Origin of the sequence: Streptomyces sp. NPDC053560, from assembly GCF_044544605.1 — a bacterium.
Lineage (GTDB): Bacteria > Actinomycetota > Actinomycetes > Streptomycetales > Streptomycetaceae > Streptomyces.
Map to the genome: position 1 here is coordinate 108,177 of NZ_JBITXI010000018.1, position 21,486 is coordinate 129,662.

The following is a 21,486-nucleotide window of genomic DNA, read 5'->3' on the forward strand; positions in this document are numbered from 1 at the left end:
CGCCGCGCGGCCCGGGGAGACCGCTTTCCGTACCGGCCCCGCGATGCGGCATCATCAGGCCCCATGGGGATAGTCGCCGGGTTGGACAGCTCGTCCGAAAGCACACGCATCGTCGTCTGTGACACCGAGAGTGGTGCCGTCGTCAGGCAGGGGTACGCCCCGCATCCTGACGGGAAGGGGCCCGATGTCGATCCGCAGACGTGGCTGATGTCACTCGGCGAGGCGGCCGCCGACGGGCTCCTGGAGGGAGTTCAGGCCATCGGCGTCTCGGCCCAGCAGCACGGCCTGCTGCCGCTGGACGGCGACGGCTCCCTCGTGCGCCCCGCCCTGATGGGCAACGACAAGCGGGCGCAGAGCGCGGCGGCCGACCTGATCGACGCGCTCGGCGGGCGCTCCGCATGGGCGCAGGGCGTGGGCTCCGTGCCGCACGCCGCGCAGCCGGTGGCGAAGCTGCGCTGGCTGGCCCGGAACGAGCCCGAGAACGCCGCTCGCGTCGCCGAGATCATGCAGCCGCACGACTGGCTGGTCTGGCAGCTGCTGGGGCGCCCCGCGCGGCGCACGACGGACCGCAGCGGCGCCTCGGGCACCGGCTTCTGGTCGGCGGCGAGCGGTACGTACCGCCCCGACCTGGTCGAGCTGGCGCTCGGGCACCAGGTGCGGCTCCCCGAGGTGCTCGGCCCGGCCGACGCGGCCGGGGTGACGCCCGAGGGCCTGCTGATCTCCGCCGGTACGGGCGAGACGATGTCTGCCGCCTTCGGGCTGGGCGTCGGCATCGGTGACGCGGTGGTGTCGCTGGGCGCCTCCGGCTCGGTCTTCGGCATCCACCACGAGGCGCTGGCGGACTCGACGGGCACGATCACGTCCTTCGCGGACGCGACGGGGATGCATCTGCCGGTCGTGCACATCACCAACGCCGTACGGGTGCTGCGCGGCATGGCGGACGCGCTCAACACGGACCTGGAGGGCCTGTCGGACCTGGCGCTGAAGTCGACGCCCGGCGCCTACGGGATGGTGCTGCTGCCGTACCTGGAGGGCGAGCGCACCCCGCACCTGCCGCACACCGCGGGCTCGTTGCACGGGCTGCGGCGGGAGAGCATGAAGCCCGAGCACATGGCGCGGGCCGCCGTCGAGGGCATGCTGTGCGGGCTCGCGGACGCGCTGGACGTGCTGCGCGGCAGAGGCGTGCAGGTGCGGCGGGTGTTCCTGCTGGGCGCCGCCGCGGAGCTGGGCGCCGTCCAGGCCGCGGCCCCCGCGCTGCTGGGCGCGCAGGTCGTGGTGCCCCAGCCGGCGGACTACGCGGCGCTGGGCGCGGCCCGGCAGGCGGCGTGGGCGCTGGGTCTCGCGCACGGGACGCACACGGCGCAGGAGCCGCCGGCCTGGCCGGCCGCCGCCTGCCAGGTGTTCGAGCCGGGCGAGGAGCTGGCCGTGGGCCAGGCGGTGCGGCAGCAGTACGCGACGGTGCGGGACGAGACGTACCCGGGCGCCTTCGAGGCGGCGTCGGCGGACTGAGCCGCCGCGCGATACGGCATCAGTCCGGACAGCCGCGGAGCCCCCACACGAGCAGGCCGCTCTCCAGCGGAAACCCGCACCGATGACGACGAGACCGCCGGGCGCCTTCAAGGCGGCGTCCGCGGAATCAGCCGCCACGCGGCACGGCGTCAGTCCAGGTAGCCGCGGAGCTGGTCGGCGAAGGCGTGGTCGCGGAGCTTGTTGAGGGTCTTGGACTCGATCTGGCGGATGCGTTCGCGGGTGACGCCGAAGATCCGGCCGATCTCCTCCAGGGTCCGCGGCCGGCCGTCGGCCAGGCCGTAGCGGAGCTGGACGACCTTGCGCTCGCGTTCGCCGAGGGTCGAGAGCACCGCTTCCAGGTGCTCGCGCAGCAGAAGGAAGGCGGCGGACTCCACGGGGGACGCGGCGTCGCCGTCCTCGATGAGGTCGCCGAGCGCGACATCGTCCTCCTCGCCGACCGGGGCGTGCAGCGAAACCGGCTCCTGGGCCAGCCGCAGTACCTCGCTGACGCGCTCCTCGGGGAGCTCCAGGTGGGCGGCGACCTCCTGGGGCGTGGGTTCGTACCCGCGTTCCTGGAGCATGCGGCGCTGGACCCGTACGACCCGGTTGATCAGTTCGACGACGTGGACCGGGACGCGGATGGTGCGGGCCTGGTCGGCGAGGGCGCGGGACATCGCCTGCCGGATCCACCACGTCGCGTACGTGGAGAATTTGTAGCCGCGCGCGTAGTCGAACTTCTCGACCGCGCGGATCAGGCCGAGGTTCCCCTCCTGCACGAGGTCCAGCATGGTCAGGCCGCGGCCGACGTAGCGCTTGGCGACCGAGACGACCAGGCGGAGGTTGGCCTCGATCAGGCGGCGCTTGGCCATCCGGCCCAGCACCACCAGCTTGTCGAGGTCGACGGCGAGCTGGGAGTCGAGGTCGGGGGTGTTGCCGAGCTTCGCCTCGGCGAACAGGCCGGCCTCGACCCGGCGGGCCAGCTCGACCTCCTCGGCGGCCGTGAGCAGCGGGATCCGGCCGATCTCCCGGAGGTACTGGCGGAAGAGGTCGGAGGAGGGACCGGCCGCGTCGGGCCGGGAAGGCGGCTCCGACGGCGTCTCGTGTGCCGGGTCCGGCTCGTCGGCCAGCATCTCGGGGGCGGGCGGCTCGGCCTGCTGGGGCACGGTGGCGGCCGCTGCGGCCGGCGCGTCGGCGAGGCTCGGGGTCTGCACGGGGGCGACCTCCAGGGTGATCGCTGCTGAGGCGGCACAAAGGTCGGGTACGGCTGCGGCCGAGCCGCCGTCCGTCCCGTACATCAAGAGCGGGTTGGCGTCGGACTCCGGGTCGTTGCGTCCGGATCCGCCGCGCTCCGAGGACTCAGGCACCGTTCCTCAGTGTGGAGTACGACACACTCCCGCCACGAGGGGCGTGCGACGACTTTTTGCATTCAGTGGGTGACCGGGCGGTTACTCGGACGATCCGGGCCCGCCGCAGGGGCGCGCGGGACGCCGGTGGGCGTCGGAGGCGGCGGGGCGGGCCGTCAGAGCGCCGCGGCGCCGCGCTCCCGGAGGGACTGGGCGTACTGCTCCAGGACCCACAGCTCGTGCTGGAGGGCGGTGTAGGCGTCGTCGCCGGACCGGGGGTCGTGGCGCTGGAGCGCGCCGTGGATCTCGGCGCAGCGCTGCCGTACGGCGGCGAGCCGTACGGCGACGAGCTGCACGCCCGCGTACAGCTCGTCGGGGTCCCGGCGGGTGTGCAGGGGCTCGACGGCCAGCTCCGTGACCATCGAACGGACCGTGTCGTCGGGCGCGGCCTCGCGGACGCGGGTGAGGAAGCCGGCGTCCGCCGCCGCCGTGCCGCCGGCGTCCTCGATGCAGCGGCGCACGACGGCGTACGGCGGCGCGGTGAACTCGTCGACGCCGTACGCGTCGAAGGTCGGCGCGACCAGATCGGGGCGCTGCAGGGCGAGCTTGAGCAGCTCCCGTTCGACGCGGTGCGCGGGGCTGCGGAGGTTCAGCGCGGGGCCGCGGGGGGGCGCGGGCGCTTCGGGCTGCGCCTGCTCGGCGCCGCGCCGCTGCGGCCTGCCCTGGTCGCGCGCCTCCCGCGGGTCCCGGCCGCGCTCGCGGGCCCAGCGGGCCAGCTGGGAGACGCGGCGGACCACGAACTGGGTGTCCAGGATGCCGAGCAGCCCGGCCAGCTGGACGGCGGTCTCGTGCTGGATCGAGCTGTTCTTGATGTTGGCGACGATGGGCGCGGCCTCGTCCAGCGCCGCTGCCCGGCCGACCGGAGTGGCGAGGTTGTGCCGGGCGACGAGCTGGCGCAGCGCGAACTCGAAGAGCGGGGTACGGGACTCGACCAGGTCGGCGACGGCCTCGTCGCCCTTGGCGAGCCGCAGGTCGCAGGGGTCCATGCCGCCGGGCGTGATCGCGATGGAGGTCTCGGCCGCGAACTTCTGGTCGTCCTCGAACGCCCGCAGCGCCGCCTTCTGGCCCGCCGCGTCGCCGTCGAAGGTGAAGACCACCTCGGAGCCGCTGTTGTCCATCAGGAGCCGGCGGAGGATCTTGATGTGGCCCTCGCCGAAGGACGTGCCGCAGGTCGCGATGGCGCTGCGGACGCCCGCGAGGTGGCAGGCCATGACGTCGGTGTAGCCCTCGACGACGACCGCGCGGTTCCCCTTGGCGATCTCCTTCTTGGCCAGGTCGATGCCGTACAGCACGTGGGACTTGCGGTAGATCGGCGTCTCGGGGGTGTTGAGGTACTTCGGGCCGTTGTCGTCGTCCCGGAGCTTGCGCGCGCCGAAGCCGACGACCTCGCCGGCGATGTCGCGGATGGGCCACATCAGGCGGCCGCGGAAGCGGTCGATGGGGCCGCGGCGGCCGTCCTGGGAGAGGCCGGAGAGGATCAGCTCCTTGTCGGTGAAGCCGCGGCCGCGCAGGAAGCGGGTGAGGTGGTCCCAGCCGGCCGGGCTGTAGCCGACGCCGAAATGCTGGGCCGCCGCCTGGTCGAAGCCGCGCTCGGCGAGGAACTTCCGGCCGATCTCGGCCTCGGGGCCGTCCAGCTGGTCGGCGTAGAACTGCGCGGCGATCTTGTGGGCCTCGACCAGCCGGGTCCGCTCGCCCTGCTGCCGTCCGGGGGCGTACCCGCCCTCTTCGTACCGCAGGGTGATGCCTGCCTGGGAGGCCAGGCGCTCGATGGTCTCGGCGAAGGAGAGGTGGTCGACCTTCATGACGAAGTCGACGGTGTCGCCGCCCTCCTGGCAGCCGAAGCAGTGGTACAGCCCCTTGGCCGGGCTGACGTGGAACGAGGGGGACTTCTCGTCGTGGAAGGGGCAGAGCCCCTTCAGATTGCCGCCGCCGGCATTGCGGAGCTGGAGGTACTCGGACACGACGGCGTCGATCGGGACCGCGTCCCGCACCGCCCGCACGTCGTCATCGTTGATCCTGCCTGCCACGCGAGAATTCTACGGGGGACCACCGACAACTCCCGGGTCCGCTCCCCCGCCGGTCCCGTCCCGCCCTCCCGCTCCTCAGCCGGCGGCGGTGATCTTCAGGACGAAGCGGTGATGCGCGCCACTCGGCACGATCTCGAACGTCTCGCCGTCCGTGGTGAAGCCCATCCCTTCGTAGAAGCCGCGCGCGACGACGCGCCCGTTGCACCACACCAGCTCGGCCCCCCGGCGCGCCGCCTCCTCGATGCCGGCGCGCAGCACGGCGGCACCGAAGCCCCGCCCGCGGACCTCGGGCGCGCTGGCCATGCCGCGGAAGCGGTACGCGGGGACGTCCTCCTCGCCCGGCACGGGGTCGGGGAAGAAGGTCGCGCAGGCCGCCACGGCGTCCCCGTCGTACGCGGCCATGTGGAAAACGCCGGGGTCGGAGTCCTCCGGGTACACGGCGGCGTCGGCGGGCAGCCCGGGGCGGAGGACCGACCGGCGGAGGTCGAAGATCTCCGCCACCGGGGCGGGCGCGGTGCGGATCTGCATGCCCGCACGCTACGACAGGAACGTCTCCAGCGGCACCGTCGGATCGGCCAGCGCATCCGCGTCCAGGGACCGCCCGGAGCGGATCATGGCCTGGAGCGGCTCGGTGACGTCCCACACGTTCACGTTCATCGCGGCGAGCAGCCGGCCGCCGCCGTCCAGCCAGCAGGCGATGAACTCGCGCTTGCCGACGTCGCCGCGGAGCACGACCTGCTCGTAGGAGCCGGGTGGCGCGTATCCGGAGTACTCCAGGCCGACGTCGTACTGGTCGGAGAAGAAGTACGGGATGCGGTCGTAGGAGACCTCCTGGCCGAGCATGGCGCGGGCCGCCGCGGGGCCGCCGTTGAGCGCGTTGGCCCAGTGCTCCACGCGCAGCCGGGTGTCCAGGACCGGGTGGGCCGCCGCTGCCACGTCGCCGGCCGCGAAGATGTGCGGGTCGGAGGTGCGCAGCGAGGCGTCCACGACGATGCCGCCGCCCTCCGCGCGGTCCACGAGGGCCAGCCCGGCCTGCTCGGCGAGGGCGGTACGGGGCGCGGCGCCGATGGCGGCGAGCACGTCGTGCGCCGGGTGCTCCTCGCCGTCGTCGGTCTGCGCGGCCAGCACGACGCCGCCCTGGCCGGTGATCTCGGTGAGCGTGGCGCCGAAGTGGAAGCGGACGCCGTGCTCGCGGTGCAGCTCGGTGAAGAGCCCGCCGATCTCGGGGCCGAGCACGCCGTGCAGCGGGGTCGGCGAGGGTTCGACGATGGTGACCTCGGCGCCGTAGGAGCGGGCGGCCGCTGCGACCTCCAGGCCGATCCAGCCGGCGCCCGCGATCACGAGGTGACCGTTGTCGCGGCCGAGGGAGGCCAGCACGCCGCGCAGCCGTTCGGCGTGCGCGAGGCGGCGCAGGTGGTGGACGCCGGCCAGGTCGGTGCCGGGGATGTCCAGGCGGCGCGGCTCGGCGCCGGTGGCCAGGAGCAGCTTGTCGTACGCGATGAGGGTGCCGTCACCGAGCCGTACCGTGCGGGCGATCGGGTCCAGGGCCACCGCGGGCTGGCCGAGGTGCAGCTCGATGTCGCTCTGCGCGTACCAGGCCGGCTCGTGCACGAAGACGCTGTCCCGCTCGGCCTTGCCGATCAGGAAGTCCTTGGAGAGCGGCGGCCGTTCGTACGGGTGGTCGCGCTCGTCACAGATGAGGATCACCCGGCCGCCGAACCCCTCCGACCGGAGGGTCTCGGCCGCCTTTGCCCCGGCCAGGCCACCGCCGACGATGACGAACGTCTGGTGTGCGTCGACCACTTGCTTCCTCCTCGCTGCGGCGCAGTGCGTCCGCGCCTTGAACGCCCCCCGATCAACCCCCGTTGGCGCCCCCGTTCGAAAAAGTCTTACCCCCGTTCGAGCCCGTCAGTACGCCGGGCTTCGAGCGTCCCGCACAGAGCGTGATGGGGGAAGAGGGTAGGCCCTTGATGCGTCACCCTTAGTTGTCACGCGCGGGCGGACGATCCGCCCGTGCGTGCCCCCTGGGGCGGGTGAGGCGGGCGTGCAGGGTGCGCGCCGAGGCGTCCGTGAGAGCCGCGATCTGGTCGATCACGGCCCGCATCCGGGCGGTGTCGTCCCCTGCCGCGTCGAAGAGCGACCGGAACTGCGGGTCGAGGCCGTCCGGCGCCCGTGTGAGCAACGCCTCGGCCAGCTCGGCGATGATCACCCGCTGTTCGGCACGCAGCGCCTCCTGGTCGGGGCGCTGCATCACATAGCGGTCGGCGACCGCTTTCAGTACAGCGCACTCCAGGCGGGCCTCTTCGGGGACGACGAGCTGGGCCCGGTAGCGCGTGAGCCGCCCGTCGCCGTGCTCGTCACGGGTGGCGGTCTCGGCGGCCAGGCAGAACCGGCCGATCAGCTGGCTGGTGGCGTCCTTCAGGCGGGCCTGGGCGACCGCGGAGCCGTCGTAGCCGTGCGGCCACCACTCCTGGTCCAGCAGCCGGTCCAGCGCCGCACCCAGCTCCGCGTCGCCGGCTCCGGGCGCGTACCGGTCGGCGGCCACCGCGAAGATCTCGGCGCGCTCGGGGTCCGCGTACAGGACGGCCGGATCCAGGTGCCCGGCGTGCAACCCGTCCTCCACGTCGTGCACCGAGTAGGCCACGTCGTCCGACCAGTCCATGACCTGCGCCTCGAAGCTGCGCGCGCCTTCGGGGGCGCCCTGCCGCAGCCACTGGAAGACGGGCAGGTCGTCGGCGTACACCCCGAACTTCGTCGAGCGCGGGTCCTCGGGGTGGCCGCCGCGCCGCCAGGGGTACTTGGTCGCCGCGTCCAGGGCGGCGCGGGTGAGGTTGAGCCCGACGCTGACGACGCGGCCGTCATCGGCGGTGACGAACCGTTTCGGTTCGAGCCGGGCGAGGAGCCTGAGGGACTGCGCGTTGCCCTCGAAGCCCCCGCAGGCCTCGGCCACTTCGTTCAGGGCCTGCTCGCCGTTGTGCCCGAAGGGCGGGTGGCCCAGGTCGTGCGCCAGGCACGCGGTCTCCACCAGGTCCGGGTCACAGCCGAGCGCGGCCCCCAGCTCCCGCCCGACCTGCGCGCACTCCAGGGAGTGCGTGAGCCGGGTCCGTGGCGTGGCGTCCCAGGCGTGCGGCCGGGCCGCACCGGACGCGGCGTCCCCCGGAGTGACGACCTGGGTCTTGCCGGCCAGCCGGCGCAGCGCGGCGGAGTGCAGCACGCGTGCGCGGTCCCGCTGGAAGGCCGTACGGCCCGGCCGCTTGTCCGGCTCGGGCACCCAGCGCTCGGCGTCGGCGGGCGTGTAGCCGGTGTACGCGGGCAGCACCGGTGCCACCGGATCCGTGGGATTCGGCGGCGCGTCGGGGTGCGCGTCGTACGGGGGACGCGGCGCACCGGGGCGCGCGTCGGGGTGCGGCGCCCGCTCGGGGCGCGCTGCGGCGTGCGGCACCGGAGCGGCGCCGTCCTCGTGCGGCGAACGGCCGGTGGGCTGAAAGGGCGTACCCGTCATACCGCGACGGTAGCCGCACCGGCCCCCTCACGGTCGGAACCGGTACGCGAGCGGAGCGCCTGGTCGTAACGGTGCAGGACGAGACGGGCGAGGGCCGGGTGGTCGCCGAGGGGCGCGGCGGCGGCCTCCAGCACGGCGGCGGAGGCGGTGGCGAAGCGGCCGGGCGCGGTGAAGTACGAGGCGAGGACGGGCCTCAGTCCGCGGGCGCGCAGGCCGGCGGCGGCCTCCTCGACGGTGGCCCCGGCGCCCGCCGCGTAACCGGGTACGACGGGTGCGCCGCCGAGCCGGGCGGACAGCAGGCGGGCGGTGCGGCCGGTGTCGGCGGCGGAGTCGGGGTCGCGGGAGCCGGCCGCCGCCAGGACTATCCCCGTGCCCGGTGCCTCGGGCCGGGTCCCGGCCTCCGTGAGCCGCGCGTGCAGCGCCTCGGCGAGCAGCGAGTGCGGGCCGAGCGCCCCGGCGACGCGGGTCCGTAGGTGGGGCGCCGCGCCGGCCGTCGCGGGTATGTCGTGCTTGAGGTGGTAGCCGCGGCCCAGGAGGAGCGGGACGAGGACGGCGTCACCGTCCAGGCCGGCCAGCACGTCGGGCAGCAACGGCGCGTTCAGTTCGATGTGGCCGAGACGCACCGGCAGTCCGGGCCGGTACTCGCGTACCCGGTTCAGCAGGGCGGTGACGGTCTCCAGGGCGCGGGGGTCACGGCTGCCGTGTGCGACCGCGACGAGTGCCGGCGTCCCGGCGGCGCCGCTGCCGCCGGGCAGGGAGCGGCGGCTGTGGAGTCTGACCCGGCTGAGCTGCGTGCTGAGCTGTGCGGTGATCTCTGTCATGAGCTGCGCCGTACTGTCGAAGGGAACCGAAGCGGAAAGGTGCGCTTGCGACGCCGTCATGGAGGAACCCTGGCAGCGGAGAGTTGCCGGGGCGTTGCGCAGGGGTGACGAGTCATTTCTCCGCCCTCACGCTGCCGGCCGCTCACCGGGGAGGGCACCGTGCCGGGCGCGTAACACCGCGGCGCGGCTCCGGAAACGCGCGCGGTGCACGGTAACCGCATGAAAGCCGACGTCACGACCGGCACGGTCGACACGCACTGCCCGTACTGCTCCCTGCAGTGCGGGATGTCGCTGCGCCCCGGGGAGGGCGGCGTCCGGGTGGTCGAGCGCCCGGCCTTCCCCGTGAACCGTGGCGCGCTGTGCGGCAAGGGCCGTACCGCGGCGGAGGTGCTGGACCGCCGGGTGCGGCTGACCGAGCCGCTGGTCAGGGAGGGCGGGGAGCTGCGCCCCGCCAGTTGGGACGAGGCGCTGGACCGGGTGGCGGCCGGGCTGGGCCGGGCCCGCGAGGCCCACGGGAACGACGCGGTCGGTGTCTTCGGGGGCGGCGGGCTGACCAACGAGAAGGCGTACGCGCTGGGCAAGTTCGCACGGGTGGCGCTCGGCACCTCGCAGATCGACTACAACGGCCGGTTCTGCATGTCCTCGGCCGCCGCCGCGCACGGGCGCGCGTTCGGCCTGGATCGCGGCATGCCGTTCCCGCTGGCGGACGTGGCGCGCACCGGGTGCGTGATCCTGGTGGGCTCCAATCTCGCCGAGACGATGCCGCCCGCGCTGCGCTACCTCACCGAACTCCGGGAGAACGGCGGCACGCTGATCGTCGTCGACCCGCGCCGCACGAAGACCGCCGAGGCCGCCGACCTGCACCTCGCGCCGCGCCCCGGCACGGACCTCGCGCTGGCTCTCGGGCTGCTCCACCTCGTCGTCGCGCAGGGCCGTACGGACGAGGAGTTCATCGCGGCGCGCACCACCGGCTGGCCCGAGGCGCGGGCCGCGGCGATGGCGCACTGGCCGGAACTGGTGGAGCGGATCACCGGGGTGCCCGTGCCGCAACTCCGCGCGGCCGTATCGATGTTCTGCGATGCCGCGTCCTCGATGGTGCTCACCGCGCGCGGCCCCGAACAGCAGGCGAAGGGCACCGACACGGTGGGCGCGTGGATCAACCTGTGCCTGGCCACGGGGCGGGCCGGCCGGGAGCTGTCCGGGTACGGCTGCCTGACCGGCCAGGGGAACGGCCAGGGCGGCCGCGAGCACGGCCAGAAGGCCGACCAGCTGCCCGGCTACCGCAAGCTCGACGACCCGGCGGCCAGGGAGCACGTCGCGGCAGTCTGGGGCGTCCCGGCGGACAGCCTGCCGGGTCCGGGGCGCAGCGCGTACGAGTTGCTGGACGCGCTCGGCACGGACGTCCGCGCGCTGCTCCTGATGGGATCCAACCCGGTCGTCTCCGCGCCGCGCGCCGCGCACATCGAGGAGCGCATCCGATCGCTGGACTTCCTGGCCGTCGCGGACGTCGTCCTCTCCGAGACGGCCGCGCTCGCCGACGTCGTCCTGCCGGTGACGCAGTGGGCCGAGGAGACCGGGACCACGACGAACCTGGAGGGCCGCGTACTGCTGCGCCGCCGCGCCGTGGACCCGCCGCCCGGCGTCCGCACGGACCTGGCGGTGCTGGGCGGGCTGGCGGCGCGCCTGGGCCACGAGAAGGGCTTCCCCGCCGACCCCGAGGAGGTCTTCGCGGAGCTGCGCCGGGCCTCGGCGGGCGGCCCGGCGGACTACGCCGGGATCAGCTACCGGCGCATCGCGGCCGAGGACGGCGTCTTCTGGCCGTGCCCCGAGGAGGAGCACCCCGGTACCCCGCGCCTCTTCCTCGACCGGTTCGCCACCCCGGACGGCCGGGCGCGCTTCGTACCGGTCTCGCACCGCGCCGCCGCGGAGGAGGCCGACGCGGAGTACCCGGTGCTGCTGACGACCGGCCGGGTGCTGGCGCAGTACCAGTCGGGCGCGCAGACCCGGCGGGTGGCCGAGCTGAACGCGGCGGCCCCCGGCCCCTTCGTGCAGCTCCACCCGCGTCTGGCGGAGCGGTACGGGATCGCCGAGGGCGACCGGGTCGCGGTGGAGTCACGGCGCGGGCGGGCCGTGGCACCGGCCCGCCTCAGCACCGGCATCCGTACCGACACGGTCTTCATGCCGTTCCACTGGCCGGGCGAGGGCCGCGCCAACACCCTCACCAACCCCGCCCTCGACCCCACCTCCCGCATGCCGGAGTTCAAGGTCTGCGCGGTCCGGCTGACCCCGCTGGGCCCGTAGAGCAGCGCACCGCGCCCCTCAGTGAGGCCGGGCCCGACGCGCCTCAGTGGTGCCAGGCCTGCCCTCCGGTGTTGTGGATGAACCGCTGCAGCACCTTGATGGTGGTCAGGTACTCCTCGTCGGTGATGCCCTCGTGCCGCTCCGCCACCAGCTCTTCCTGGAGGGCGGCGGCCTTGGCGTGGAGGGCCCCGCCCTCCGGGGTGATCCGCAGGGTGGCGCGCGCGTCCTGGGTGACCCAGCCGCGGGCGATCACCGTGTCGATCTCCTCCGCCAGCACCTCGGCGTTGTCGAGGTAGTTCTTGAGCAGCTCGGTCACCTCCGCTCTGGGCCGTGCGTCCTCGGCGGAGGCGACCTGGTGCAGCACCCACCACTGCGGCTGGGTGATGCCCAGCTCCGCGAGTGCGCCTCGGATGCGGGTGACGACCGCCTTGCTCGCCGCCCCGCTCCAGTAGCCGATGGGCTGCCGGATCAGTTCGGTGTCGGTGTGGGAGTACTCCATGGCTCCGCCCTCTTTCCGTTCGGTTGAGGGCGACGCTAGGAACTCAAGCACACTTGAGGTCAAGCGGCTCCGGGCGGGGCGGCCTTGAGGTCAGGCGCTCCGGTGGGCGTCGACCTCCTTCAGGTACGCCGTGCGCGTCTCCTCGTCCAGGAAGGACGCCTGGAAGGAGTTCCGGGCCAGCAGGCGCAGCGTGTCCTCATCGAGGCCCAGCGCGTCGCGTACGGCGGTGAAGTTGTCGTGCGCGTAGCCGCCGAAGTAGGCCGGGTCGTCGGAGTTGACGGTCACCAGCAGGCCGGCGTCCAGCATGGCGGGCAGCGGGTGGTCGGCCAGGTCGTCGATGACCCGCAGCCGGACGTTGGACAGCGGGCAGACCGTGAGCGGTACCTGCTCGGCGGCCAGCCGCGCCACCAGCTCCGGGTCCTCCAGGGACCGCACGCCGTGGTCGACCCGGTCCACGCCGAGGATGTCCAGCGCCTCCCACACGTACGCGGGCGGGCCCTCCTCACCGGCGTGCGCCACGCACTTGAGCCCGGCCTCCCGCGCGAGCGCGTACACCTCGCGGAACTTCGACGGCGGATTGCCGACCTCGGCGGAGTCCAGGCCGACGGCGGTGATCCGGTCCAGGTACGGGCGGGCCGCCTCGAACGTCTCCAGGGCCGACTCCGCGCTCTCGTCCCGCAGGAAGCACATGATGAGGCGGGTGGTGATGCCGTAGGTCTCCTGAGCGGCGTCCAGGGCGCGGCCCAGGCCCTCGATGACGGTGCCGATCGGCACGCCGCGCGCGGTGTGGGCCTGCGGGTCGAAGAAGATCTCCGCGTGCCGCACGCCCTGCTCCTTCGCCCGCGCGAGGTAGGCGTGCGCCAGGTCGGCGAAGTCCTCCTCGGTGCGCAGCACGGCCATCAGCGCGTAGTACAGGTTCAGGAAGGACTGCAGGTCGCTGAAGGAGTAGGCGCGGCGCAGCTCCTCCTGGGAGGCGTACGGCAGCTCGATGCCGTTGCGCGCGGCGAGCGCGAACGCCAGCTCGGGTTCCAGCGTGCCCTCGATGTGCAGGTGCAGTTCGGCCTTGGGGACCGGGGGGTGGGGGGCGTTCATGGTCGGCTCAGGCACCTTCCTGCGCGGCGGCGAAGGCGCGGCCTTCGTTGGCGGCGACGCCGGGGCCCACGGGGCCGGCGGCACGTCGGCCGGTGGCGAGCCAGTCGCCACCGGGGATCGGGGTGCCGGCGGCGCGGAGGCGGCCGGCCAGGGGTTCGGCGGCGAGGTAGACCCAGGCGGCGACCGTGCTGCCGTCCGGCAGGTCGGCGTCGCAGGCGGCCCGGTCGTAGTCGTTGTCCGGCGCGCCGGGCGTGTAGCCCTCCAGCCGGTCCAGGACCGCCAGGACCTCTTCGTACGCCGCCTCGTGGGGCGTGACGACATGGCCGTGCACCGTCGCGTCGGCGGGGCCCCGGACGGCGTACGGGTAGCCGGGCCCGTCGTACAGCAGCGCCCCGTGGATCATCGCAGGCTGCTCGGCGGCGGTACGGCCGCGCAGGGCCCAGGCGTGGTTGGCCTCCCCCGGTCGCAGCGTCCCGTAGACGAAGAAGGGCAGCCGCTCGTGCTCGGCGGGCCGGTCGTTCATGGGTCGGTTCTCCTCTTTGTGCGTTCTTCCCGCTTGCAACCATGCCAGGCCGCGACGCGTCGCTGTCCGGTAGGTCGGGCAACTCTCCGAAGAGCGACGGAACGGGGCGTCCCGGGGGATGAGGCCGTGCGGCGCACCGGCCCCGGTGCGGGCCGTCGGGGGCTAGGCCCGGAACGTGATGCCGATGCATGCCCGCGCCGGGAGGCGCGAGAGCAGGAGCCATCGTGAGCAGTCAGCCGGTCGGCACGGATGGTCCGCTGGTACCCATGCCGCAACTGACTCCTGAGGCCCTGCGCAGGGCCGTCGCGCAGATCGCGCCGAGCCGTCTGCCGGAGTTCAACGATCACCTGGTGAGCGCCACGACCAGCGCCCAGCGCACCAGCAGCGTCGGATCGCTGCGCGCCTTCACCGACCACTGGGGCACGCTCGTCAACATCTACCGCTGGCCGGAACGGGCCACGCGGTTCCTCGCGTGCGAAAACCTGGCTGCCGATCCGGATTCCGATCCCGAGGCGGCCGCAGCGAGCGAGGTCGGCCGCATCCTCCGGACCGCCGGCGAGGAGATCGGTACGCGAGCGGTATCCGGCGCTGGGAGTACGACCCGGATGCGGAACACGTCGTGGGGGGGCGTGGTCGTGCGGGTGACCTGGGCCGGCTGAACGAGCAACCGCAGGCCCCTAGCGGGTCTCCTCCTGGATCCAGGCCAGGTAGTCGGCGCCGCCGTGGACGATCGGCGTCGCGATGATCTCCGGGGTGTCGTAGTCGTGCGCCCCGCGGAGGTACTCCTCCAGTTCCTGGTACCGGTGGCCGGTCGTCTTGAGGAGCACCTGCCACTCCTGGCTGGTCTCGATGGCGTTCTGCCAGCGGTACACCGAGGTGACCGGCGCGCTGACCTGGGCGCATGCCGCGAGGCGCGCCTCGATCGCGCCGCGCGCCAGCGCCTCGGCCTTCTCCGCGGCGTCGGTCGTCGTCATCACGGTCAGGAACGCGGGCGGTGCGGTCTCGACGGGCTGATCGGTCACGGGTCGGGTCCTTTTAGGTCGGGGACGGGCGGGTACCTGATCCTTCCCCTCCACGGGTACCACGGCGCGCCGATGACTTGCGGCGCCCCGGGCACCCGCGAGGATGGGGGCAGGACCATGCCACCGGAACGCCGGCACTCCGCGACCGAAGGGCCCCCCATGGACGACCTCACCGCCCTCGCCCGCCAGCAGCTCGACGACGCCAAGGCCGACCCGCACGGCCGCAGCGCCCGGCTCTTCCTGCACGACGGGCCGCTGCGCCAGACCGTGATCGCGCTGATCGGCGGCGCCTCGCTGGACGAGCACGTCTCGCCGCCCGCGGGCAGCATGCAGATCCTGCACGGACATGTGCAGATCACGACGGGCAACGGCAAGCAGGACATGATCGCGGGGCAGGTCGCGCAGATCCCCCGCGAGAAGCACGGGGTGACGGCCGTCGAGAACTCCGCCCTGCTGCTGACCTCGGTGACCCGCGTCGACGGCATGTGAGCACAGCGGGCGGCACAACCTTTGCCCCGTTCCGGCGGTCTGACGGGTGAGAGTTCCGATACGTACTGCAGATCCGTTACGTACCGCAGTTCCGCTGGGTACCGCATTTTCTGTTACGTACCGCCACGGGGGAAAGGTCTCGTCCATGCACGTTCGTTCCGCACGTCGCCGTACCGCACGTCGCCGTACCGCGCTCACCGCTACCGCCGCCGTCCTGGCCGCCACCGCCGTGGGGACGACCGCGGCGGTCGCGGCCCCGGCCGCGAGCACGCCGCCGCGCTTCCTCGCGCCCGGCGAGCTCCCGCCGCACGCCTCCTCGCCCTGGTACGCCTCGAAGGTCACGCCGGGGCTGCCGGACCCGGCGCCGTTCTGCCTCGACGGCGGCGTGGTGCCGGGCGGCGACGGCACGTACCACCGCAGCTACTGGACCGAGTACGACACCGGCGCCGGGCAGGTCAGCGTGGTGACCTCCAGCGACGACAGCGCGCGCCGGCTGGCCGCGCAGCTGCGCGAGAAGGTCGCCCGGTGTGCCGGTGACTGGCTGCACGACAAGCCCGGGGGCACCGCGTCCTGGAAGGACTACGGCACGGTCGACGCGGCGAACGGCGGCCGGGTGTACGGCATCCACACCTCGATGCCGGAGTCCGAGCCGGGCATCCATCTCTTCGGCGTGGGCCGCTCGGGCCGCACGGTCACGGTCGTGCAGTGGGGCGAGATGGGCACCTTCGAGCACGCGCCGGTACCGGCGTTCAAGGCCACCGTCCGCCAGGCGCTCAACAAGCTCTGAGCCGCGCCGCCGGGTCGTGCCCCGGCGGCCGGACCGGCTCAGGACAGCCACTGGTCGTACGCCATGGAGCACAGCAGCGCCACGACGACCACGACCAGTACGCCGCGCACGAAGCCGGCGCCCTTCTTCAGCGCCATCCGGGCGCCGGCCGTGCTGCCCGCGAGGTTGAACGCCGCGAGCAGCGCGCCCAGTCCCCACAGCACGGTGCCCTGGTAGGCGAACATCGCCAGGGCACCGAGGTTGGTGCAGACGTTGACGACCTTGGCGGTCGCCGACGCGGTCACCAGGTCCATGTGCAGGATCGCCGCCAGCGCGATGACCAGGAACGCGCCGGTGCCGGGGCCCACCAGCCCGTCGTAGAAGCCGATGCCGAGCCCGGCGATCAGCACCGCGGCGAGCACCCGCTGCCGGGTGACCGGGCCGGAGGGCGCGGGCGCGGTACCGAAGGACGGCCGCAGCAGCACGAAGACGAGCACCCCGGCCAGCACGACCATGATCAGCGGGCGCAGCACCGCGCTGTCCAGCCCGGCCGCGAGGAACGCGCCGCCCAGCGAACCGCCCGCCGCCGCCAGCCCGATGCGGACCGCCGCCGGGACGTCCAGCGGCGTCCTGCGGACGTAGGTGATCGCTGCGCCCGTCGTGCCGACCACCGCCGCCGACTTGTTGGTGCCGAGCACGAACGCGGCCGGCACGTGCGGGAGGCCGACGAGCAGCGCGGGCAGCAGGATCAGCCCGCCACCGCCCACGACGGCGTCGATCCAGCCGGCCGCCAGCGCGGCCAGGCAGAGCAGGAGCAGGGTCGTCAGGGATATGTCAGGCACCAGGTGATCTTAAGAACCACCGGCCGCTCTAGGGTGGGCAGTTATGGACTCCGAGATCTTCACCCTGGGCGGCGGGCTGCCGGTACGGCGGCTCGGGTACGGCACGGCACAGCTGGCGGGACCGGGCTACTGGGGTCCACGGCACGCCGATCCGCGGGAGGCGGTCGCCGTGCTGCGGCGCGCGGTGGAGCGCGGGGTGAACCTGATCGACACCGCCGACAACTACGGTCCCGCGGTGGCCGAGGAGCTGATCGCCGAGGCGCTGCACCCGTATCCGGAGGGCCTGGTGATCGCGACCAAGGGCGGCGTGGTGCGGACGAGCGCGGACGCCTGGCACATCGACGGGCGCCCCGAGTCGCTGCGCGCGATGTGCGACGCGAGCCTGCGGCGGCTGCGCCGGGAGACGATCGACCTGTACCAGCTGCACCGGCTGGACCCGAAGGTGCCGCTCGCCGACCAGCTGGGCACGCTGCTGGAGCTGCGGGACGCGGGCAAGATCCGGTACCTCGGGCTGGACTCGGTCGGCCCGGCCGAACTCACCGCCGCGCTGGCGCTGGCCCCGGTCGCCTCGGTGCAGAACCGCTACCACCTGCTGGACCGGGGCTCGGAGGAGCTGCTGACGCTGTGCGAGCGGCAGGGGATCGCGTTCCTGCCGTGGTTCCCGCTCGGCAACGGCGGGCTGACCGGCGGCGCGGCGCGCGCCCTGGACATCACCGCCGAGCGGCACGGCGCGAGCCACGGGCAGATCGCGCTGGCCTGGCTGCTGCACCGCTCCCCCGTCCTGCTGCCCACGCCCGGTACCGGCTCGCTCGCGCACTTGGAGGAGAACCTCGCCGCCGCGGACCTCGCCCTCGGCCCGGCGGACCTGAAGCTGCTGGAGGAGGCGGCGGACCGGTAGCCGCGGGCCGGTAGCCACCGGTAGCCGCAGGCGGGGGCGGGCGGCCCTCGTCGGGCAGGCAGCCGCAGGCCCGGGCGGTCGGTCCTCGTCGGACAGGCCGCCTCAGCCCGCCCACGGATCGACCGGTACGACGTCCCTCGCCCGGCCCCGGTCGTCCAGCGCGCGTCCCATCAGCTTGGACTGCTTGAGCACGATCGCCCGGTCGTGCAGCTGGAGGTGCGGCAGCCGCTCGCCGAGCTGGATCTCCAGCCGCTGCACGTCCTGGACCGACTGGAGCCAGAGCGTGAAGAGCAGGTTCTGCCGCCCGGTGACGGCCGCGCACAGCCGCACCTCGGGCAGGCCCAGCAGGACCCGCGCCGTCTCGGCGAGGTGGGTGGCGGGCACGCTCGCCCACAGGGTCGCCGAGATCGGCCACTCGGTCAGTTCACGGGCCGGCGGCGGCTGGCGGATCGGCTTCCTGGTCGCGGCGGCGCTCGGCCTGGTGGCGCTGTGGATCCGGCGGGGCGTGCAGGAGAGCGCGGAGTTCACCGAGGCCGGCGCGGACGGCCCGAAGGGCGCCGAGCGGCGCGCGCTGTACCGCGCGAACCTGCGCAACATGGCGGCCGTCTTCCTGATCTCGGTCGGCGCGACCGCCGGGTACTACTACGGCACCGCCTACCTCCCCCAGTACGCGCAGCAGCTCGGCGTCGTCTCCGGCACCGAGTCGGCCGCCTCGATGCTGGGCCCGCTGGTGCTGCTGATCGCGGCGATGGTCGTGGTCGGGCGGCTCGCCGACCGGCTGGGCGCGCTGCGCACCCTGCGCGCCGGCCTGTGCCTGCTGGCCGTCGCCACCGTGCCGCTGATGCTGGCGCTGGCGCACGGCGCCCTCCCGATGTGGCTGGTCACGGTGGTGTACCTGACGCTGATCGCGGCGCCCATCGGGCTGACGAACGTGCTGTTCGCGCAGCTCTTCCCGGTCGCGGTGCGGGTGGTCGCGATGGGCGTGCCGTACACGATCGCGATCGGGCTGTTCGGCGGCACGTTCCCGCTGCTCGCCCAGGGCCTGGCCAAGGCCGGGCACCTGACGCTGGTGCCCTGGTGGGCCGCGGGCGCCGCCGCCGTCTCGCTCGCCGGCACCTTCCTGATCCGCCCGGCCCGGACTGCGGAGGGCTGAGCCCCCGCCGCGGAGGCCCTCTTGTGGAAGCCCCCGCGTTGCGGTCCTCTCGTTGCTGCCACCCCCACTCCGAAGGAGCACAAATGAATCTGCGGGACGACGCCCGCGCCCTCTCCGGCGACCTGGTTCAGCTGCGCCGCGCGCTGCACCGCATCCCCGAGGTCGGCCTGGACCTGCCGCGCACCCAGGAGACGGTGCTGGCGGCGCTCGACGGGCTGCCGCTGGAGGTCAGCACCGGCAGCGGCCTCAGCTCGGTGACGGCGGTGCTGCGCGGCGCGCAGGCCGGGCCGACGGTGCTGCTGCGCGGCGACATGGACGCGCTGCCGGTCGCGGAGAAGACCGGTCTGGACTTCGCCGCCGACAGCGGCCGGATGCACGCCTGCGGCCACGACCTGCACACCTCGATGCTGGCGGGCGCCGCGAAGCTGCTCTCCGCGCACCGCGACCGCCTCGCGGGCGACGTGGTCTTCATGTTCCAGCCGGGCGAGGAGGGCTTCGACGGCGCCGGGCAGATGCTCGCCGAGGGCGTACTGGACGCCTCCGGCAGCCGCCCCGACGCCGCGTACGCGATCCACGTGATGTCGGCGGGCCTGCGGAGCGGCGTCTTCGGCACCCGCGGCGGCCCGGCGCTCGCCGCGTCCAACGTGCTGAAGGTGACGGTGCAGGGCGAGGGCGGCCACGGCTCCATGCCGCACCGCGCCAAGGACCCGGTGCAGGCGGCCTGCGCCATGGTCACCGCGCTGCAGGCGTGGATCACCCGTACCTTCGACGTCTTCGACCCGGTCGTGCTGACGGTCGGCACCTTCCACGCGGGCACCCAGCAGAACGTCATCCCCGACACCGCCACCTTCCACGCGACCGTCCGCAGCTTCTCGCCCGCCGCCCAGCGCAAGGTCAGGGAGGGCACGCCGGAAGTCTGCCGCGGCATCGCGCAGGCGTACGGGGTCGGGGTGGACGCGGAATTCGTCGAGCAGTACCCGGTCACCGTCAACGACCACGCCGAGGCGGACTTCGTCGCGCACACCGTGCGGGAGGCGCTCGGCGAGGAGTTCTACGCGCCGCTGCCGCAGCCGCTGCACGGCTCGGAGGACTTCTCCCGGGTGATCGCCGAGGTGCCCGGCGCGATGCTGACGCTCGGCTCCCCGCCGCCCGGCGCCGACCCGGAGACCTCCCCCAACAACCACTCCCCGCTCGCGGTCTTCGACGACGCGGTCCTCGCGGACGGCGCCGCGGTCTACGCGGAGCTGGCGGCCCGGCGGCTGGTGAAGGCGGCCTAGGGCCGAATACTCCTCACACGGCGCCCGGCCGTGTGAGGAGAGCAGCGTTCCCTTCAGGAAACGGGCGGGATGCGGCCGGGTAACAGCCGCCCCGCACGCTTCTCGGCATGACCTCGAAACAGCGCGTGGTGGTGATCGGCGGCGGCATGGCCGCCGCCCGGCTCGCGCGCCGCCTCCGCGACGGCGACGGCGGCCGGCAGGCCCGGTACGCGGTGACCGTGATCGGCGAGGAGCCGCACGCCCCGTACAACCGCGTCCTGCTCGCCGAGGTGCTGGCCGGCCGCTACGCCCCCGAGGTGATCGCACTGCCCGCGGTCGGCGGGGCACGGTGGCTGAGCGGCGTACGGGCGGTCCGCGTCGACCGCGACGAGCGCCTCGTGCACTGCGACGACGGCCGCGCCCTCCCGTACGACCTCCTCGTCCTGGCCACCGGCTCCAACCCCGTACTGCCGCCGCTGCGCGGCCTCTTCGCGCCCGGCGCCGGCGAACTCCCGCACGGCGTGCACCCCTTCCGCACGCTGGACGACTGCCGGGCGCTGGCCGCCGCCGAGGGCCGCCGCACGGTCGTCATCGGCGGCGGGCTGCTCGGCGTCTCGGCCGCCCGGGCACTCGCCGAGCGCGGCGCGCAGGTCGTCCTCGCGCACCAGGGCGAGCACCTGATGGAGCGCCAGCTCGACGAGGCGGCGGGCGGCCTGCTCCGCGACCACCTGCACGACCTCGGCGTCGAGGTGCACACCGAGTGCCGCGTCCGCGGCCTGCGCACCGAAAACGGGGCGGTCCGCGCGGTCGAAATCGCCGACAGGTACGCGCTCGACGCCGACCTCGTCGTCCTGGCCTGCGGCGTACGCCCCCGTACCGGTCTGGCAGCGGCCGCCGGCCTCACCGTGCGCCGTGGCATCGTCGTCGACGACGCGCTGCGCACCGACGACCCCCGCGTCTTCGCGATCGGCGACTGCGCCGAGCACGACGGCGTGACGTACGGCCTGGCCGGCCCGGCGCTGGACCAGGCGGACCTGCTGGCGGCCCGGCTGCTCGACGACGCGGCGCGCGACTACCGCGGTACGCGGGCCCTCACCCGGCTGACCCTCGGCGGCTCGGGCACCGGCTCCGGCCCCGCCGCCGTCCTCGACCTCGCCGCCTTCGGCGAGACCACCCCGGCCCCCGGCGACGACGTCATACGGCTCAGCGACGCCACCCGCAGCGCGTACCGCCGGGTCGTGGTCCGCGGGGACCGGCTGGTCGGCGGCATTCTCCTCGGCGATCTCGGCACCGTCGGCGCGCTCGCCCGTACCTGGGAGGGCGACGAGCCGCTGTCCGCCGCTCCCGTGCTCCACCTGCTCACCAATGATGGAGGCCACTGAC

General features: G+C 74.0%; 21 protein-coding genes. 9 read left to right on the forward strand and 12 right to left on the reverse strand.

All coding sequences use genetic code 11. From position 1 onward, the window contains the following. Positions 1-63: 63 nt before the first annotated feature. The gene (locus ACIGQF_RS34285; protein WP_399718635.1) at positions 64-1,509 is read left to right on the forward strand and encodes an FGGY family carbohydrate kinase; all 1,446 of its coding nucleotides are present in this window, start codon (positions 64-66) and stop codon (positions 1,507-1,509) included. A gap of 149 nt (positions 1,510-1,658) precedes the next feature. On the opposite strand, the gene ACIGQF_RS34290 is transcribed toward ACIGQF_RS34285, so the two are convergent. From ACIGQF_RS34290 to ACIGQF_RS34315, 6 genes are all read right to left on the reverse strand, one after another. Then, the gene (locus ACIGQF_RS34290; RefSeq protein ID WP_399718638.1) at positions 1,659-2,873 is read right to left on the reverse strand and encodes an RNA polymerase sigma factor; all 1,215 of its coding nucleotides are present in this window, start codon (positions 2,871-2,873) and stop codon (positions 1,659-1,661) included. A 155-nt stretch (positions 2,874-3,028) separates the two neighbouring features. Continuing rightward, on the reverse strand, positions 3,029-4,939 hold the full coding sequence (gene dnaG, locus ACIGQF_RS34295) for a DNA primase (RefSeq protein ID WP_399718640.1): 1,911 nt from the start codon (positions 4,937-4,939) through the stop codon (positions 3,029-3,031). Positions 4,940-5,014: 75 nt separating this feature from the next. After that, on the reverse strand, positions 5,015-5,467 hold the full coding sequence (locus tag ACIGQF_RS34300) for a GNAT family N-acetyltransferase (RefSeq protein ID WP_399718643.1): 453 nt from the start codon (positions 5,465-5,467) through the stop codon (positions 5,015-5,017). Between the two features lie 9 nt (positions 5,468-5,476). After that, entirely contained in the window at positions 5,477-6,742 is a 1,266-nt protein-coding gene (locus tag ACIGQF_RS34305) for an NAD(P)/FAD-dependent oxidoreductase (protein WP_399718646.1), read from the reverse strand. Between the two features lie 178 nt (positions 6,743-6,920). Continuing rightward, a complete protein-coding gene (locus ACIGQF_RS34310; protein ID WP_399718649.1) occupies positions 6,921-8,441 on the reverse strand; it encodes a deoxyguanosinetriphosphate triphosphohydrolase in 1,521 nt (506 codons plus the stop codon). After that, positions 8,438-9,262: a sirohydrochlorin chelatase gene (locus ACIGQF_RS34315; RefSeq protein WP_399718652.1), complete on the reverse strand. Its 825-nt coding sequence runs from the start codon at positions 9,260-9,262 to the stop codon at positions 8,438-8,440. Before ACIGQF_RS34315 ends, ACIGQF_RS34310 begins: the two co-directional genes overlap by 4 nt. A 219-nt stretch (positions 9,263-9,481) precedes the next feature. On the opposite strand from ACIGQF_RS34315, the gene ACIGQF_RS34320 reads away from it, so the two are divergent. Next, positions 9,482-11,563 (forward strand): molybdopterin oxidoreductase family protein, encoded by a 2,082-nt coding sequence (locus tag ACIGQF_RS34320; RefSeq protein WP_399718655.1) that lies wholly within the window; start codon positions 9,482-9,484, stop codon positions 11,561-11,563. A 43-nt stretch (positions 11,564-11,606) separates the two neighbouring features. On the opposite strand, the gene ACIGQF_RS34325 is transcribed toward ACIGQF_RS34320, so the two are convergent. The 3 genes from ACIGQF_RS34325 to ACIGQF_RS34335 all read right to left on the reverse strand — a co-directional run bounded on the left by ACIGQF_RS34325 (position 11,607) and on the right by ACIGQF_RS34335 (position 13,677). Beyond that, positions 11,607-12,062 carry a MarR family winged helix-turn-helix transcriptional regulator gene (locus tag ACIGQF_RS34325; protein WP_399718657.1) on the reverse strand — a complete coding sequence of 152 codons (456 nt, stop codon included), beginning with the start codon at positions 12,060-12,062 and terminating at the stop codon, positions 11,607-11,609. Between the two features lie 90 nt (positions 12,063-12,152). Beyond that, positions 12,153-13,154, reverse strand: a complete 1,002-nt coding sequence (locus ACIGQF_RS34330; RefSeq protein WP_399718660.1) for an adenosine deaminase — start codon at positions 13,152-13,154, stop codon at positions 12,153-12,155. Positions 13,155-13,161: 7 nt separating this feature from the next. Continuing rightward, positions 13,162-13,677 (reverse strand): gamma-glutamylcyclotransferase family protein, encoded by a 516-nt coding sequence (locus tag ACIGQF_RS34335; protein ID WP_399718662.1) that lies wholly within the window; start codon positions 13,675-13,677, stop codon positions 13,162-13,164. Between the two features lie 224 nt (positions 13,678-13,901). On the opposite strand from ACIGQF_RS34335, the gene ACIGQF_RS34340 reads away from it, so the two are divergent. Further along, a complete protein-coding gene (locus tag ACIGQF_RS34340) occupies positions 13,902-14,336 on the forward strand; it encodes a hypothetical protein (RefSeq protein WP_399718665.1) in 435 nt (144 codons plus the stop codon). An 18-nt stretch (positions 14,337-14,354) separates the two neighbouring features. Here ACIGQF_RS34340 and cutA read toward each other — a convergent pair whose 3' ends face one another. Then, positions 14,355-14,651, reverse strand: a complete 297-nt coding sequence (cutA, locus tag ACIGQF_RS34345) for a divalent-cation tolerance protein CutA (protein WP_399718772.1) — start codon at positions 14,649-14,651, stop codon at positions 14,355-14,357. A 207-nt stretch (positions 14,652-14,858) separates the two neighbouring features. On the opposite strand from cutA, the gene ACIGQF_RS34350 reads away from it, so the two are divergent. Further along, the gene (locus ACIGQF_RS34350; protein ID WP_361557122.1) at positions 14,859-15,188 is read left to right on the forward strand and encodes a cupin; all 330 of its coding nucleotides are present in this window, start codon (positions 14,859-14,861) and stop codon (positions 15,186-15,188) included. A gap of 145 nt (positions 15,189-15,333) precedes the next feature. After that, on the forward strand, positions 15,334-15,975 hold the full coding sequence (locus ACIGQF_RS34355) for a hypothetical protein (RefSeq protein ID WP_399718668.1): 642 nt from the start codon (positions 15,334-15,336) through the stop codon (positions 15,973-15,975). A gap of 38 nt (positions 15,976-16,013) precedes the next feature. Here ACIGQF_RS34355 and ACIGQF_RS34360 read toward each other — a convergent pair whose 3' ends face one another. Continuing rightward, positions 16,014-16,799: a TSUP family transporter gene (locus ACIGQF_RS34360; RefSeq protein WP_399718776.1), complete on the reverse strand. Its 786-nt coding sequence runs from the start codon at positions 16,797-16,799 to the stop codon at positions 16,014-16,016. A gap of 40 nt (positions 16,800-16,839) precedes the next feature. Between ACIGQF_RS34360 and ACIGQF_RS34365 the strand changes: the two genes are divergently transcribed. After that, a complete protein-coding gene (locus tag ACIGQF_RS34365) occupies positions 16,840-17,694 on the forward strand; it encodes an aldo/keto reductase (protein ID WP_399718671.1) in 855 nt (284 codons plus the stop codon). 102 nt (positions 17,695-17,796) lie between these two features. Here ACIGQF_RS34365 and ACIGQF_RS34370 read toward each other — a convergent pair whose 3' ends face one another. Beyond that, complete coding sequence (locus ACIGQF_RS34370; RefSeq protein ID WP_399718674.1) at positions 17,797-18,078, reverse strand: hypothetical protein; 282 nt, start codon at positions 18,076-18,078, stop codon at positions 17,797-17,799. Here ACIGQF_RS34370 and ACIGQF_RS34375 point away from each other — a divergent pair. The 3 genes from ACIGQF_RS34375 (at position 18,068) to ACIGQF_RS34385 (ending at position 21,485) form a co-directional block, all read left to right on the forward strand. Then, the gene (locus ACIGQF_RS34375) at positions 18,068-18,847 is read left to right on the forward strand and encodes an MFS transporter (RefSeq protein WP_399718677.1); all 780 of its coding nucleotides are present in this window, start codon (positions 18,068-18,070) and stop codon (positions 18,845-18,847) included. The two genes, ACIGQF_RS34370 and ACIGQF_RS34375, sit on opposite strands and share 11 nt — an antisense overlap. Positions 18,848-18,930: 83 nt before the next feature. Then, complete coding sequence (locus ACIGQF_RS34380) at positions 18,931-20,124, forward strand: M20 family metallopeptidase (RefSeq protein ID WP_399718679.1); 1,194 nt, start codon at positions 18,931-18,933, stop codon at positions 20,122-20,124. 107 nt (positions 20,125-20,231) lie between these two features. Next, positions 20,232-21,485, forward strand: coding sequence for an NAD(P)/FAD-dependent oxidoreductase (locus ACIGQF_RS34385; RefSeq protein WP_399718682.1), 1,254 nt, complete (start codon positions 20,232-20,234; stop codon positions 21,483-21,485). Position 21,486 lies beyond the last annotated feature (1 nt).

Bases quoted from the DNA above. Each gene is read 5' to 3' on its own strand.
- ACIGQF_RS34285 (WP_399718635.1), top strand. From the start codon at position 64: ATGGGGATAGTCGCCGGGTTGGACAGCTCGTCCGAAAGCACACGCATC.
- ACIGQF_RS34300 (WP_399718643.1), bottom strand. From the start codon at position 5,467: ATGCAGATCCGCACCGCGCCCGCCCCGGTGGCGGAGATCTTCGACCTC.
- ACIGQF_RS34310 (WP_399718649.1), bottom strand. From the start codon at position 8,441: ATGACGGGTACGCCCTTTCAGCCCACCGGCCGTTCGCCGCACGAGGAC.
- ACIGQF_RS34315 (WP_399718652.1), bottom strand. From the start codon at position 9,262: ATGACAGAGATCACCGCACAGCTCAGCACGCAGCTCAGCCGGGTCAGA.
- ACIGQF_RS34320 (WP_399718655.1), top strand. From the start codon at position 9,482: ATGAAAGCCGACGTCACGACCGGCACGGTCGACACGCACTGCCCGTAC.
- ACIGQF_RS34325 (WP_399718657.1), bottom strand. From the start codon at position 12,062: ATGGAGTACTCCCACACCGACACCGAACTGATCCGGCAGCCCATCGGC.
- ACIGQF_RS34330 (WP_399718660.1), bottom strand. From the start codon at position 13,154: ATGAACGCCCCCCACCCCCCGGTCCCCAAGGCCGAACTGCACCTGCAC.
- ACIGQF_RS34335 (WP_399718662.1), bottom strand. From the start codon at position 13,677: ATGAACGACCGGCCCGCCGAGCACGAGCGGCTGCCCTTCTTCGTCTAC.
- cutA (WP_399718772.1), bottom strand. From the start codon at position 14,651: ATGACGACGACCGACGCCGCGGAGAAGGCCGAGGCGCTGGCGCGCGGC.
- ACIGQF_RS34350 (WP_361557122.1), top strand. From the start codon at position 14,859: ATGGACGACCTCACCGCCCTCGCCCGCCAGCAGCTCGACGACGCCAAG.
- ACIGQF_RS34355 (WP_399718668.1), top strand. From the start codon at position 15,334: ATGCACGTTCGTTCCGCACGTCGCCGTACCGCACGTCGCCGTACCGCG.
- ACIGQF_RS34365 (WP_399718671.1), top strand. From the start codon at position 16,840: ATGGACTCCGAGATCTTCACCCTGGGCGGCGGGCTGCCGGTACGGCGG.
- ACIGQF_RS34380 (WP_399718679.1), top strand. From the start codon at position 18,931: ATGAATCTGCGGGACGACGCCCGCGCCCTCTCCGGCGACCTGGTTCAG.
- ACIGQF_RS34385 (WP_399718682.1), top strand. From the start codon at position 20,232: ATGACCTCGAAACAGCGCGTGGTGGTGATCGGCGGCGGCATGGCCGCC.